Origin of the sequence: [Flexibacter] sp. ATCC 35208 (assembly GCF_001975825.1) — a bacterium.
Lineage (GTDB): Bacteria > Bacteroidota > Bacteroidia > Chitinophagales > Chitinophagaceae > Chitinophaga.
In genome coordinates this window covers 162642-178108 of sequence record NZ_MTKN01000005.1, presented here as the reverse complement: position 1 = coordinate 178108, position 15467 = coordinate 162642, and the positions used below count along the sequence as shown (strand labels likewise).

Sequence of the window (15467 nt, the reverse complement as noted above, 5' to 3'; positions counted from 1 at the left end):
TACATAAATTGCACACTTTCAGCTAGCACAAAAAGAAGCAGGAAACAAAACATAGAATGCGGTCATTAATTATTACGTTTTTATTGTTGGTCATAATGTCGCAGGTAAAGGCGCAGTCCTCCAGCCGTTTCAGTAACCTGGGCAGCGGTGGTAGTTCCTCCAAGACGACAAAGGATTCCGGCTCTACTCATCAGGTACCGGACACACTGACCATCACTTACCGGAGATTGGGAGAACCTACTGATTATAAAATAGACTCCTCGATTTCCGATTTCAATGGCCCTTTTCTGAGAGTGCCCGCGAACTACATCTACCTGGGTAACAATGGCTCTCCGGCACGCCCGGTAGCCTTCACTCCCCGTATGACGGCAGGTTTCGACGCAGGTTTTCATAGCTTTGATGCCTACGGGTTCAATCACGATAACGCCAGGATCTACTATTCGAACCGTCCGTATACGGAACTGAATTATATGATTGGTAGTCAGCAGGAACAACAGCTGGGCGTACTGCATACCCAGAACCGGACCGACAAGTTCAATTTCGGATTTGAGTACCAGAAGGTCTATGCCCCTGGCTTCTTCCGCGCTCAGACCACGAATCATAACATTTACCGCCTCACCGGACGATATAACTCTAAGGATAAGCGGTACAATGCCACCCTCAGCTACTTCTACAACAAATATGCGAATGGTGAGAACGGTGGTATCCGGAACGATGACGACCTGGATAATCCCCGCTATAGCCAGCGTAAAACCATCGACGTAAACCTGGGTAACGATGCCAGCACTACCAGCAGTCTTTTTAACTCCACCATCCCGGTAAAGAGTTCGATCGACCAGGCAGGCTTCCTCTTCATGCAGTCCTACGACTGGGGAAAAGGGGATACGATCCATGTGAACGATACGACGGATGTATATAAATTCGATCCGGTATTCAGGGTGCAATACACATTCAAACTGAATACAGACCAGATAGCATACCTGGATCCAACACCGGATACGTTCTATTATACCAAGCATTATAACTGGGCATATTCCGGCGATACCATCAAGGCACAGCACAATTTTAAAACGATCTCCAACGACATTTCGCTGGTGCAGTTCCCTATCAGGGGTAACCAGGCACACTTTATCACAGCAGGAGCGAGGATTGAAAATACCACTGGTACCTTCCTGGATGCGGATATCAAGTTTAGCAACCTGGCCCTGCACGGGGAATACCGCAATAAGACCCGGAACCAGAAATGGGACTTCCAGGCCATAGGTGAATTGTATATGGCGGGTCAGAACAGCGGGGATTATAGTGTGAGTGGTATGCTGAGCAGGTACCTGAATCCTACCTTAGGAAATGTAAGAGTAGCGTTTTCGAATGTGAACAGGGAACCGTCGTATGTGTACAAGTACTTTGCAAGTAATTACGATAGCTGGTATAACAATTCGCTGGCAAAGGAGAATATTTCCAAAATACAGTTCACTGCAGACAATCCGAAGCTGAAGTATAACCTGACCGTGAATTACTACATCATAGGCAACTACACCTATATGAGTAATTACTATACGAGTGCACAGGCAGAGGCGATATTCAATATGCTGGAAATCATGTTCAGCAAAAAGTTCACCTGGAAACACTGGAACTGGTATGCAGATTTCACCTTCCAGCAGGTGCATGGTACGGCACCGGTGAATATTCCAACATTTTGGACCCGTCACCGTATTGCATACGAAAACCGGCTGTTTAACAACCTGAACCTGATGGTAGGGGTGGAAGCGAAATACATGACATCTTACTATGCAGACGATTATTCTCCGGTAGTCGGTCAATTTGTGTATCAGACTACCCAAAAAGTTCAATATCATGCACCGGACCTGGCTGCTTTCCTGCATTTCCGGATTAAATCATTCAATGCATTTGTCAGAACAGAGAACCTGAATACGTTTTTTGCAACAAATAATTTCGCCGGGCCGCATTATCCTTACAATAACTTCCAATTCAGACTGGGATTACGTTGGTGGTTCGTTAACTAAAATTAGTAGTAATGTAATAAATTGATAATTAATATATTACTAGGATAAGGGCCTAAACCGTTTTAGCGTGTTTAGGCCCTTTTTTTTTGTATGACTGTGATCATCTGGCGTAAACTTTGTTTACCTTAATAGTAAAATGAAGAGATTATGAAGGCATTTACCGTAGTTTACAACAGAAACAGATATTCCGTTCAGCCCATTAATGGTCATTCTCCACGCTTTAAGGTGAATCTGAATGGTAGTGATGTATATTTTGAACACGATCTCGATGGCCATGTACGTGCAGAAGCTACTAAAGTAGCCAGTATGTCTCTGTTATTAGCTATCGCCGATCAGATCGAAGAGAACCACGAAGAGAAATAGGTATTGCCACCATTAGAAGATGAATCCTGACCCTTTTGCCCCATACCATCTCCAGTGAAATAATTGATCCTTGATTTCCGCGTAAACTTGTTATTGACTTTTTTTAAAAGCAGTAATGTGATAACCTTGTCATTTGTACAAGGTTTGTCGCTACACTATTTGCTTTTAGATCCTTGTTTGATTTTTAGTCCAATATCAAACAAGGATTTTATTTTAAAGTAATACCTTTGCAACGAAGTTCGAATTCATTTTTTGAGTGCAAAAAAGAAGAAAGGATGAAAATAGTCGTATCAATATTGAAATTCATACAGTCTTTGTTCGTGAAGAAGAACTGTTGTAAATAAATCAGCATTTTTTAAATTAACCCTGAAATATGTTAGCATTAATTTTGTAGTATTATTACGACCCCGGCAATATCTTCTATGAAAATATTTTCAAATACGTACCTTTAATTAATCGTTTCAAACGCCAATGAAGTATAAGTTTGTAAGGGACATCGTGCTATGTCTTGTAGCATCGTTTGCATTGTTCTCCTGTCATCAGAAACGGGAACTCCGGAAAAGAGAAATAGTGAGGGACGTAAAACAACTGGGTGAGGTGATTCAGGAACAAATAGGTGAGCGACTCAGCTACACGGCTGATAACAAAGCCCTTGAGGATAAAGTACCGGTACACAGCGTACCTGCGTTACAGTACTTTTATGAGCTCGCAGCCAATCAGGCCAAATGGTCTGTAGACGGACAATTGCTGCCGGCTGCAGATTCAATGTTGTATTTCATCGACCACGCTGACGAAGTCGGTTTACCTGCAGGTATCTATCACCGTAGTGCACTGGATTCTGCTATGCAGCAACTCCATGCTGCCACCGGTTCAGACAGGGACGCCGCGTTGCTCGCGGAAGTAGACGTCATGATGACGGATGCATTTATGAAAATGGCTACCCATCTCCGTTATGGTATTGCTCCGCGTGACAGCATCACGCTTCGTCCTGATTCAGTAATGACAGATACCACACTGGTACAGCTGCTCACCACTGCGTTAAAAGACAACAACATCTCCGGCACCTTTCATCAGCTGGAACCAGCTTACGCAGGTTATCATTCTTTGAAAGCCGCTTTGCTGAATTTCAAAGCAAAGTATCAGTCCTTACATTGGGATTCACTGCCTACTGCCTACGTAGATACACCGGCGTTCAAACAACTGGTGTTGAACCGGTTGGTACAGACAGGACATGTGGATACTTCCAATGGACATGGTGCAGATACTGCTTTACTGAGAGAAGGGGTGAAAGCTTTCCAACATGAGTTTAATTTATTTGAAGATGGACTGGCAGGTAAGAAAACCGTCCAGGTTATGAATAAATCATTTCATGACTGGATGATACAGGCTGCTGTAAACCTGGATCGCTGGCGCAAATGGCCGGATTCATTACCGCACCGTTACATCTTTGTAAATATACCGGGTTACCATATGATGGTGTGGGATAGTGATCAGGTGATCCTCGACTCCCGTGTGATCGTAGGTGCGCCCCGTACCCGTACACCACTCCTGAATTCAAGGTTGTCGAACTTTGTAATGTATCCTTACTGGCGTGTACCGTTCAGTATTTCTATCAAAGAAATGCTGCCTGCTATCCAGAAAGATCCGCATTACTTAGCAAAGAAAAACTTAGAAGTAATAGATAGAGATGGTAATGCCGTGAACCCGGATAGTGTACCGTGGAAGAAGTTCAGTAAAAATTATTTCCCTTATGTACTCAGGCAAATGGATGGTCTGGAAAACTCATTGGGGATTATGAAGTTTAATTTCTTCAATAAATATGCTGTATATCTGCACGATACTAATAACCGTGGTTTATTCAGAAATGCCTACCGGGCTATGAGTCATGGTTGTGTACGTATACAGCAATGGGATAGTCTTGCGATGTATTTAATTAAGGATGATAAACGTTTCAAGCGTGACAGTGTACGTGCCTGGTTAGATAAAGGGCAGAAGAAGCAGATTGATTTGTCAAAAGGCATTCCTATTTATTTACGTTACTACACAGCCGAGGGCAGGGATGGCCAGATGATGTTCTACGAAGATATTTATGGCGAAGACAAGATCATGAAAAAACTAATGGCATTATAAAACAATAGTTGTTATAATCTATAACCTTCTTTCGCATTACCAATCTGCCCCAGCAAACGCTGGGGCAGATTGGTTCTCAAAAAAATGAGGCTTTTCCCGAAGGGAAAAGCCTCATTTTTTTGCCTATTTAGCATCCAACTTCCCTAAAGTAACAACGTCCCTCCAAAAGGAAGGACGTCGTCTCATATCAGTATTGCAAACGTGTGGCTAATTATTTACTGAGTTTCACCTTCAGTGCATCATCCAATGCCGTCAGGAATTCCTCAGTGTAAAGATAATGCTTTCCGTGTTCAACTTTATTACCGTGAATACAAACAGCCAAATCTTTCGTCATCTTTCCACTCTCCACAACCTCTACGCAAACCTGCTCCAGTGCATGACAGAAATCAATCAGCGCCTGATTAGAATCAAGACGACCTCTGAATTCCAGGCCTCTTGTCCATGCAAAGATAGATGCAATCGGGTTAGTAGATGTAGGCTTACCAGCCTGATGATCGCGATAGTGACGGGTTACAGTACCATGTGCAGCTTCTGCTTCCATTACTTTACCATCTGGTGTAACCAGGGTAGAAGTCATCAGACCCAGTGAACCAAAACCTTGTGCAACAGTATCAGACTGAACATCGCCATCATAGTTCTTACAAGCCCATACAAAGTTACCATTCCATTTCAGTGCGCTCGCCACCATGTCATCGATCAGGCGGTGCTCATAAGTCAGGCCAGCGGCATCGAATTTCGCTTTGAATTCTTCCTGATAGATGTCTTCAAAGATATCTTTGAAACGACCATCATATTTCTTCAGGATGGTGTTCTTGGTACTCAGGTACAAAGGCCATTTTTTGATCAGCGCCTGGTTGAAACAAGCACGTGCAAAGCCTTTGATAGATTCGTCGGTGTTGTACATAGCCAGTGCTACGCCATCGCCTTTGAAGTTGTATACTTCATGCTCGATCACTTCACCATTTTCACCTTCAAACTTGATAGTCAGTTTACCTTTACCTTTTACTACGAAGTCAGTAGCGCGGTATTGGTCACCGAAAGCGTGACGGCCTATGCAGATAGGAGCGGTCCAGTTAGGAACCAGGCGAGGTACATTAGAAGTAACGATTGGCTCACGGAAAACTGTACCATCCAGGATGTTACGGATAGTACCGTTTGGTGACTTCCACATCTGTTTCAGATTGAACTCTTTAACACGCGCCTCGTCAGGAGTGATGGTAGCACATTTAATACCTACACCAACAGCTCTGATCGCGTTCGCGGCATCTATAGTAACCTGGTCGTTGGTAGCATCACGGTGCTCCATGCCAAGGTCGAAGTATTGGATATCAACGTCAAGATAAGGAAGTATCAGTTTGTCTTTAATAAATTTCCAGATGATCCTGGTCATCTCATCTCCGTCCAGTTCTACGACAGGATTTGCGACTTTAATTTTTTCTGCCATTTTCGGGTTTGATTTTTAATTAGTTACGAGTAATCGCGAAATATACAATAATGGGGCAAAATTTACAAGTTTTTCGGTTTTAAATCGGGGCCACCGGCTGATCTAGTCACCAAGGGCCGGTTAAAAAAGCATATTGCTTTTTAACCAGCCCCCTTAAAAACTTATAAACAGACCTTTGTTACAGGTGCTTAATTACTTCATCAGCAAACTCACTGGTTTTTACCAGGGTTGCATCGTCCATCAACTTGTAGAAGTCGATCGTTACACGCTTACGTGCAATCGCTGTGCTCAGACCATGAACGATCATGTCTGCAGCCTCCGTCCAACCCATATATTCCAGCATCATTACACCACTCAGGATCACGGAGCTTGGGTTCATAGAATTGGTATTGGCAAAGCGCGGAGCAGTACCGTGTGTAGCTTCGAACACCGCATGACCTGTCAGGTAGTTGATATTCGCACCAGGTGCGATACCGATACCACCTACAGCAGCAGCCAGGGCGTCAGAAATATAGTCACCGTTCAGGTTCAGGGTCGCTACAACTGAGTAATCCTGTGGAGCCAGCAGTATCTGCTGCAGGAAGTTGTCAGCGATCACATCCTTCACGATCAGTTTTTTAAGAGCAGTAGCTACAGCCAGTTCTTTGTTTGCTTCCTCTTCACCTTTCTCTTTCTTGGTAGCTTCCCACTGTTCCCAGGTATACACCTGATCGCCGAACTCGCGCACAGCCAGTTCATAGCCCCAGGTTTTGAAACCACCTTCGGTGAATTTCATGATATTACCTTTGTGAACCAGTGTCAATGAAGGCAGTTTCTTTTCCAGTGCATACCTGAGGGCTGCACGTACCAGGCGCTCAGTACCTTCTTTAGAAACAGGCTTGATACCCAGTGAAGAAGTTTCAGGGAAACGGATCTTTTTAACACCCAATTCTTCCTGCAGGAACTTCAGCAGTTTTTTTGCTTCCGGAGTACCATACATATATTCGATACCGGCATAGATATCTTCCGTGTTTTCGCGGAAAATGACCATGTCTACTTTCTCAGGGTGCTTAACAGGAGAAGGCACCTTGTCGAACCAACGTACAGGGCGTACGCAGGCATACAGGTCCAGTTCCTGGCGCATGGCTACGTTCAGGGAACGGATACCACCACCAACAGGGGTAGACAGCGGACCTTTGATAGAAACCAGATATTCTTTGAAGGCGTCCAGCGTTGCTTTTGGCAGCCATTCACCTGTCTGCTGGAAGGCTTTTTCACCTGCCAGTACCTCTTTCCATTCTATCTTTCTTTTTCCACCATAGGCCTTTTCGACAGCGGCGTCAAATACACGCACGCTGGCAGCCCAGATATCCGGTCCGATACCATCACCTTCAATAAAAGGAATAATGGGATGGTTAGGTACCGATAACTGGCCATTGGTCATTGATATTTTTTCTGCCGGCATAAAACTAGTTTCTTTACGTGTTCGTAATTTTGATAAATTATTCGAGCGCAAAGGTACTAATTAATGACCGAAACGTAATGTTAAAGCAGGGATTCTTCAATGTAACCTGCCTAACAGTTTAAAAACTATTCCTATGTACAAATTATTTTTAATTTGCTTTTTGTTCCTCACCTTACAGATTAAAGCAAATTCCATGACGACTCCAAATGATACGACCGTATTTACTTACTTAGCCCTGGGCGATAGTTATACCATTGGCGAAGGAGTAGGAGAAAACGACCGTTTTCCTGTTCAGACCGTTAAAATTCTGAAAAACAGTGGGATAGAAGTAGCAGACCCAAAAATAGTGGCCAAAACCGGCTGGACCACTATCGAACTGAACGATGCCCTGAATGCAAACCCTATTAACGAAACGTATGACATCGTCACCCTCCTGATTGGGGTGAACGATCAGTATAGGGGCTTTCCGGTAGATAGTTATAAGCCATGGTTTACACAGCTGCTGGAAAGAGCTATTGGTTATGCTGGTGGAAAGGCCAGCCATGTAGTGGTGATTTCCATTCCTGACTGGGGTGTGACCCCGTATGCTGAAGGCCGTGATCGTGATGACATAGCAGGGCAGATAGATCAGTATAACGAAGCGAATAAGGCGATTGCGAAGAAGCATAAAGTGAAGTACCTGGATATTACGCCTGATACCCGCGATGTAATGCAGGACCCTAAGGGCTTAATAACCAGTGATGGGTTACATTATTCCGGGCAGGAAATGGGTATGTGGGCGGCCAAGCTGTCTATTATTCTTAAAGCCATGGTAGCACCGCCACCAGCGTATTAAATTTAAAGCCGGCCGCCGGCTCCGCCGTCTTAAAAAAAGGAACGTTTTTAATGCCGGCCACGTACCCCGTCGTCTTATTAAAGAAACCTCTTAAAAGCTAGCCGGCCACATACCCCGCTGTCTTATTAAAGAAACCTCTTAAAGCCGGCCGCCGGCCCCGCCACCCGAAAAAAAGCGCTTTCGCCGAAGGTGAAAGCGCTTTTTTTCGTTAATTATTAAACCCTGGAAATTTCACCGACCTTTTCATGCCGCTTACCGCCCTCCTCCCAATTTTAACCTAAACCCCCTTCCATAACCCACGCCCCCTTCCTAAGTTTGTATCGTTAAATGAGAACAAACAATGCGAAATAGAGACTTTTACGGACGAAGAAAACACGAGAAGAACGGAGCTTTGAGAGGTGTTATCATCCTACTGGTAGGCGTTTTCCTCTTATTACATAACCTCGATCTCGATATTCCGGAGTGGATAGTATCCTGGCAGATGCTGATAATGGGTATAGGTCTTATGATCTGGATTAAAAGTGAGTGCAGGAACGTTGGAGGGTTGATTATGATGTTAATAGGTAGTGTTTTTTTGATAAGAGAATATTTCTACCTGCCATTTGATGTAGATCGTTTCCTCTGGCCAGGGTTATTAATCATAATTGGTTTACTCTTTATCGTTTTCCGGCCAGGTTCCCACAAAAAATACCTGGATGAAGATGACGAACCCAAAGTAGTCCCGGATCTTTATCCTGAAGATGAAGATTATATCAATGCAGATGTAGTATTCAGTGGCGAAAACCGGCTCATTGTATCCAAAAAATTCAAAGGTGGCCGTATATCGGCAGTCTTTGGTGGTTGTGATGTCAACCTTTTACAAGCCGATTTTGATGGTACAATCGTACTGAATTGTGATTGTGTATTTGGTGGAGTAGAACTGGTGGTGCCTGCAAACTGGGAAGTGAAGATCATGACCAGCAGTGTATTTGGTGGCGTAGAAGATAAACGCCCGATCGAACTGATCGGCGCCAACCCCAACAAGGTGCTCTTCATCAAAGGTAGCTGCGTATTTGGCGGCATTGAAATTAAAAGTTATAGCTGATTTTAAATATTACAATTATGACATGGTTTGTAGCCAAGATCGTATATCAGATCATTACTGGCACCGGTTCACACACACCGCAGTTCGATGAACAGCTACGTCTGATCAGTGCCGGCAGCAAACAGGAAGCCTGGAAAAGAGCTTGTGAACTGGGTAAACAGGAGCAATATTCTTTTAGGAACCAAAAGCAGGAACTGGTAGAATGGCGCTTTATCAACGTACCCGAATTGAATAGCCTGAACTCCCTGGATGATGGTATGGAACTGTACTCACGTATAGAAGAACCCGGAGACCCAAACGCTTATATCTCATGGTTGCAGGTAAGAGCAGCGCAGTTGAATGGAGCAGATGTACATGCTAACTGAATGTAACATTTCACAAAAAGGATGTACCTACTAACAAACAAAATAATTTGGCAAGTCAACTCATTACAGATAAATCGTTTCGCTGGTCATTCGCTGCCACGGGGTATGTATCGCTGATCGTACAGGCAGTACTGCTACAGTTCTGGTTTCATTTTCCTGATTCCATCGCCTGGGTAGATAGTGGTATCCACATTGGTTTTCTGGCCCTGGCAGCATTGACTATCAGTTACAGCCTGGCCTATTACCGGCCGCAGAAAGGGAAGACTTTTTTCGTGCTCTGTTTTTCAACATCTCAGGCCCTGATCTGGATTTCACTGAGCACATGGGCGCTGCAATATACGTTTCAGAACAATCAGCCTTACCTGGAATGGATTCACCTGGCAATGCCGGTCAGGTTCCTCTTCGGATGGTTACTGATTACAGGCATAGCGTTCAAAAGCCTTTACTGGTATGACCTGGAAGAACAGCGGCAGGAGTTGAGCAGAAAGCAGGCGACAGAAAGATTAGCGCGCGAAGCAGAATTGTACAAACTCAGACAACAACTGCAACCGCATTTTTTATTCAACAGTCTGAACTCTATCAATGCATTGATTGCATTGCGTCCACAGCAGGCAAGAGAGATGGTACTCAAGCTCAGTGATTTTCTGAGAGGTACATTGAAACGGGAAGACCAGCAATGGATCTTGCTCCCAGATGAACTACAATACCTTCAATTGTACCTGGATATAGAAAAAGTCCGCTTTGGTCATCGTTTAACAACAGCAGTCAAAGCAGACGGAGACGTAGAAAAGATGATGATACCACCCATGCTATTGCAACCTGTAGTAGAAAACGCGATCAAGTATGGATTGTATGATACCACGGATGCGATCACGATCACCATACAGGCATGGTCAGTAGACGATCTGCTATACATACTGGTACAGAATCCATACGACGCCGATCTGTCACAAAAGCCAACCGGTACAGGCTTTGGATTAAACTCAATTCGTAGACGGTTGTACCTGCTCTTTGCAAGACAGGATCTACTGGAAACGGAAGCAAAAGACAACATTTACACAACACTGATTAAAGTGCCGCAACGCTATGATAAAAGCAGTAATAATTGATGATGAACCACTGGCCAGGGAAATCGTAAAAGAATACCTCGGAACTTTCACACAGATCCAGATCCTGCAGGAATGCAATGATGGGTTTGAAGGATTAAAGGCAATACAGCAACACCAGCCGGACATCATTTTCCTGGATGTACAGATGCCAAAGATCAATGGATTTGAGATGTTGGAACTGGTAGAAGAGCTGCCTGCAGTGATCTTTACGACTGCTTTTGAAGAACATGCGATCAGGGCGTTTGAAGTGAATGCGACTGATTATTTATTAAAGCCATTCTCTAAAGAACGATTTGACAAAGCCTTGCAGAAATGGCTGGAGAAGCGACAGGAAACGGTGCCGGTGCCTTTGCAGGCAGATGCTTTATTAGAAACGGCGGCAGCGAGTCCATTGCAGAGTAACAGGGTAGTGGTGAAGATCAATGGGAAAATTAAGATAATACCCGTACAGGATATTCATTACCTCGAAGCAGCGGATGATTATGTGAAGGTAGTGACACAGGAAGGTGCGTTTTTGAAAAATAAAACAATGGCATTCTTTGAGAAGACTTTAGATATGCAGCAGTTTGCGAGAGTGCATCGTTCTTATATTCTGAATGTAAATCAGGTGACGAGGATAGAGCCTTATGAAAAGGAAAATCACCTGGCGATGTTGAAGAGTGGGGCGAAGGTGCCGGTGAGTAAGACGGGGTATCCAAAACTGAAATTAGCGCTGGGGTTATAGCCCCAATAATGGCATTAAAATCGGGGAGTATTAAAATCTGTTAGCTTTTAAATTCGCCCACATTTACATTTGCCTGCATTAAAAGCCGGCCACAGGCCCTGAACCATATTAAGCTATAAAAATATTAATCGGATTGCGAATTATGTATTACGATTGCCTTTTTTCATCGTAGTACGTAGTTCGCAATCCGTTTTATATTTACTGCACGACCAACACAGGTATCTTCACCTTATGTCTCACCTGATTAGTCGTTTCTCCGTAAATCCAATCCTTAATCCCTGTATGTCCATGTCCACCCAACACTAAAAAATCCGCCTTTTCCGACTTCACGATCCGCACGATCTCTTCCGCTCTGTGTCTATATCCCAGGAACCCTTCCGCCTGCAGATTTTTACTCTTCAGCAAACTCACATACGTATCCATCTGCTCCTTGTCTTTCCTCGTTTCAAGATCATCCGATTCTCTTCCTAAATACTTCGCCGATGCACTCTCCACAATATGGATCAGCAGGTAACTTGTATTGGCATTGCCATGTGCAATCGCATTTGCAATGATCGCCTCATCATCTTTACTAAAATCAAGCGCCAGTGCAATTCTGTTATACTGAGGTATGGTAATATTCTCCAAAGACACAGCTGTAGCAGGATGTATATTTGTCGAACTCTTTAAAGCATACTTTGTAGCCAGTGGATAAAGCACAGTAATAAACAGCAACACTACAAATCCAATAGCGAGTATTGAAATAAGAATATCTACCCAGATAGAACCGCCTCCTTCCATATAATGCATGGCTTCTGTAAACACCATGCGTGTATTCAGATACACCAGCACTGCTGTAATCACCCAGCTGAGGATCTTCACAGGTACGTTCACCGCAAATTTCCCCATCGTCTTTTTATCACTCACAAAATGTATCAGCGGGATCACTGCAAAACCCAGCTGTAAACTCAGCAACACCTGACTGAATACCAGGAGGTCTCCTACCTTATCAACACCTGCAATCTGTATCACCAACAGCGCGGGTACAATGGCCAGCAACCTTGTCAGTAATCTTCTCAACCATGGATTGATACGTAGTTTCAGGTATCCTTCCATCACAATTTGTCCGGCTAAGGTGCCGGTCACCGTAGAACTTTGTCCTGCTGCAATCAATGCGACAGCGAACAGGATCGGTGCCCATTTATTGCTTAACAATCCTTCCAGTAACTTATGTGCATCCTGTATTTCTGCCACACTGGTTTTCCCTGATTTAAAGAACACCGCAGCGGCCAGGATCAATATTGCTGCATTTACAAAGAACGCTAAATTTAATGCAATCGCACTATCAATAAAATTTAATTTCAATGCTTGTCTGATGCCTGCTTCATCCTGCCTTATTTTCCGCGTTTGCACCAATGCAGAGTGCAGGTATAGATTATGAGGCATCACGGTGGCACCAATGATACCGATGGCAATATAGAGCGCCGTATTATCGGGAATGCGGGGTACAAAACCAGTGATCACTTCACTCATCACAGGCTTAGCCATAATCAGTTCAACCAGGAATGATACGCCTACAATTGCCACTAACATGATGATGAAAGCCTCCATTTTCCGGATACCATATTTCTGCAATACCAGTAATAGAAAGGTATCGAAAACGGTAATGCTCACACCCCATTGCAAAGGTAATCCTGTTAGTAACTGGATACCGATGGCCATGCCCAGCACTTCTGCCAGGTCGGTGGCTGCAATGGCGATTTCTGCCAGTATATACAAAACGAAATTAACACCTGGGGGGTATGTCTCTCTGTTTGCCTGAGCGAGGTCACGTCCGCGAACAATGCCTAGTCTTGCGCTGAGTGATTGTAGTAGTAGTGCCATGAGGTTACTCATGAGCAGTACCCATAGCAGGGTATACCCGTATTGGCTGCCGCCGGCGAGGTCTGTGGCCCAGTTGCCGGGGTCCATATACCCTACGCTCACGAGGTAAGCAGGTCCAAAGAAGGCAAACATTTTTTTCCAGCGGTTTGGGTTGTCTGCAGTCGTGTCTACACTTTGATGTACTTCGCCAAGGGATGTGTGCTGATGGTTCATAAAATTAGCTTAAATCTGCTTTACCATGATATTTTTCGCTACCTGTTCACTGATGGTAAAGGCAGGTTGGTTCTTTATTTTTATCTCAATAGAGTTGTCAAATTCATATCGTTCAATGACGTCCAGTTGTGTCCCTAACCGCACGCCTTTAGTATTCAGAAATTCCAGCAGGGCGGCCGATTTATCGGATACTGCCATGACTTCGAGCCGGTTGGCTTTTGATTTATGGAGGCTGGTATGTACCCTGGGTTTACCCATTTTGCCTTGTGCATCAGGGATGGGGTCACCGTGAGGATCAATCTGCGGGTTACCCAGGAATTCGCTGAGGCGGTTGGTCAGTTTTTCGCTGCGAACATGTTCCAGTTCTTCGGCCAGTTCGTGTACTTCTTCCCAGCTGAAACTGAGTTTATCCACCAGGAAACATTCCCAGAGGCGGTGTCGGCGTATGATTTGCAGGGCGGCTTTTTTCCCTTCGCTGGTCAGGTTGATGCCCTGGTATTTCTCATATGCAATGAGCTTCTTTTCTTTTAGCTTCTTTGCCATGTCGGTCACCGATGCGGGTTTGGTATCCAGCTCATAGGCCAGCGCATTGGTGCTGACTGGTTCCTGTCCTTCTTCTAATTTATAGATTGATTTGATATAGTTCTCCTCTGAGATCGACAAATTCATATTGCTAAAAATAAAATTTAGGTAAATCTAAATAATATATTGGAGAAATGCAACTGGTTCCCTCAAATCGCCCACTGGTGCCGGATATTACATAAGGATGTCCGAAATTTACCTAAATAATCGAGAAAAAATCCCAATTTTGCGCTTCGCTTTTGTTCATATCAATTTTTTCTTTAACTTTTCGGCCATAATAAACAAGCAAATACGCATGAATAAGCTGTTGATAGCAGCATTAGCACTTGGACTTTTCGCCTCCTGCAAGTCGGGCGGTAAAAAATCAGGCGCTGATGCAATAACTTTTAAAGAATTCCGTCAGTCATTTGCTGACAGCAAACTGCCTTACAAGCTGACTCCGGAGCTGCTTACCAGCAAGACTGGTGATTCCACTGCTATCGACACCGCCCTTATCAGCCGGTTTTTGGTCGATACGCTGGCGAAGGCTGACTTCCCAACCGGCAAGGTGAGTTATTATCCATTAGTATCACTGACGGGCAAACAGATCAACTATCTTGTGATCAAAGCTGAGGACAAGAATACGACAGCTGCATACCTGTGTGTGTTTGATAAGAAGGATCATTACCTGAGTCGTGTGCAGGTAGCTTGGTTAAATAGTAAGAGTAATAAAAAGGAATACTTCTCTATCGATAGTAAGGAGATGGTGAAGATTACGACAGAGACAGAAGTAACGCCTGGTCATACGGGTACAACTGAAAATTTCTATTCAGTAGAAGCGAATGGCAGCACTGCGCTGATCATGACTAACTCTACTGGTGAAGCGGCACCTGGTCAGTTATTTAATCCGATTGATACGCTGCCAAAGAAGAATAAATTTAGTGGTGATTATGCGGCGGGTGAGAATAGTATAGTATCAATTCGTGATGGGAAAGATGCGAAGTCATTTTTGTTCTTTATATCATTTGCGAAGGAGAGTGGGTGTAAAGGAGAGATATCTGGTACGGGGCATTTTGCAGGTGCGAATAAAGGAGAGTTTACGGATAAGGATACGGAATGTGGGATAGCGTTTCAGTTTTCTGCAAGCAAGCTGACGATAAAGGAGATTGGTGGTTGTGGAGCGTATAGAGGGATCAGGTGTTTGTTTGAAGGAGGGTTTACGAAAAAGAAATAGTTTTTGGAATTAAAATAGATTGGAATAATAGGGTTGGAATTTATTTCCGACCCTTTTTTATTGAAAATGGTTTT

The 15467-nt window shown here is 44.0% G+C and carries 13 protein-coding genes; 9 read left to right on the top strand and 4 right to left on the bottom strand.

Annotated elements, in window-relative coordinates; all coding sequences use genetic code 11:
• The first annotated feature begins 56 nt into the window (after nt 1-56).
• The 3 genes from BW716_RS05765 to BW716_RS05755 all read left to right on the top strand — a co-directional run bounded on the left by BW716_RS05765 (nt 57) and on the right by BW716_RS05755 (nt 4517).
• Nucleotides 57-2024 (top strand): putative porin, encoded by a 1968-nt coding sequence (locus BW716_RS05765; protein WP_083721574.1) that lies wholly within the window; start codon nt 57-59, stop codon nt 2022-2024.
• Nucleotides 2025-2171: 147 nt separating this feature from the next.
• Entirely contained in the window at nt 2172-2387 is a 216-nt protein-coding gene (locus tag BW716_RS05760) for a hypothetical protein (RefSeq protein ID WP_083721573.1), read from the top strand.
• Between the two features lie 471 nt (nt 2388-2858).
• A complete protein-coding gene (locus BW716_RS05755) occupies nt 2859-4517 on the top strand; it encodes a murein L,D-transpeptidase (protein WP_083721572.1) in 1659 nt (552 codons plus the stop codon).
• 211 nt (nt 4518-4728) lie between these two features.
• On the opposite strand, the gene BW716_RS05750 is transcribed toward BW716_RS05755, so the two are convergent.
• Together BW716_RS05750 and icd are read right to left on the bottom strand one after the other, a co-directional pair.
• Complete coding sequence (locus BW716_RS05750; protein ID WP_083721571.1) at nt 4729-5961, bottom strand: NADP-dependent isocitrate dehydrogenase; 1233 nt, start codon at nt 5959-5961, stop codon at nt 4729-4731.
• Nucleotides 5962-6139: 178 nt separating this feature from the next.
• A complete protein-coding gene (gene icd, locus BW716_RS05745) occupies nt 6140-7405 on the bottom strand; it encodes an NADP-dependent isocitrate dehydrogenase (protein ID WP_083721570.1) in 1266 nt (421 codons plus the stop codon).
• Nucleotides 7406-7538: 133 nt separating this feature from the next.
• Here icd and BW716_RS05740 point away from each other — a divergent pair, with 133 nt between their 5' ends.
• The 5 genes from BW716_RS05740 (at nt 7539) to BW716_RS05720 (ending at nt 11522) form a co-directional block, all read left to right on the top strand.
• Nucleotides 7539-8240, top strand: a complete 702-nt coding sequence (locus tag BW716_RS05740; RefSeq protein ID WP_083721569.1) for an SGNH/GDSL hydrolase family protein — start codon at nt 7539-7541, stop codon at nt 8238-8240.
• A gap of 340 nt (nt 8241-8580) precedes the next feature.
• Complete coding sequence (locus BW716_RS05735) at nt 8581-9324, top strand: DUF5668 domain-containing protein (protein ID WP_143708729.1); 744 nt, start codon at nt 8581-8583, stop codon at nt 9322-9324.
• A 17-nt stretch (nt 9325-9341) separates the two neighbouring features.
• Complete coding sequence (locus tag BW716_RS05730; RefSeq protein ID WP_083721567.1) at nt 9342-9689, top strand: DUF4288 domain-containing protein; 348 nt, start codon at nt 9342-9344, stop codon at nt 9687-9689.
• Nucleotides 9690-9736: 47 nt separating this feature from the next.
• A complete protein-coding gene (locus BW716_RS05725) occupies nt 9737-10798 on the top strand; it encodes a sensor histidine kinase (RefSeq protein ID WP_143708728.1) in 1062 nt (353 codons plus the stop codon).
• Complete coding sequence (locus tag BW716_RS05720) at nt 10776-11522, top strand: LytTR family DNA-binding domain-containing protein (protein ID WP_083721566.1); 747 nt, start codon at nt 10776-10778, stop codon at nt 11520-11522. The genes BW716_RS05725 and BW716_RS05720 overlap by 23 nt, the downstream gene beginning before the upstream one ends.
• 198 nt (nt 11523-11720) lie before the next feature.
• Here BW716_RS05720 and BW716_RS05715 read toward each other — a convergent pair whose 3' ends face one another.
• Both BW716_RS05715 and BW716_RS05710 read right to left on the bottom strand, forming a co-directional pair.
• On the bottom strand, nt 11721-13598 hold the full coding sequence (locus tag BW716_RS05715; protein ID WP_083721565.1) for an Nramp family divalent metal transporter: 1878 nt from the start codon (nt 13596-13598) through the stop codon (nt 11721-11723).
• A gap of 9 nt (nt 13599-13607) precedes the next feature.
• Complete coding sequence (locus BW716_RS05710; protein ID WP_083721564.1) at nt 13608-14267, bottom strand: metal-dependent transcriptional regulator; 660 nt, start codon at nt 14265-14267, stop codon at nt 13608-13610.
• Nucleotides 14268-14475: 208 nt separating this feature from the next.
• On the opposite strand from BW716_RS05710, the gene BW716_RS05705 reads away from it, so the two are divergent.
• Entirely contained in the window at nt 14476-15393 is a 918-nt protein-coding gene (locus BW716_RS05705) for a hypothetical protein (RefSeq protein ID WP_083721563.1), read from the top strand.
• The last annotated feature ends 74 nt before the right edge of the window (nt 15394-15467 follow it).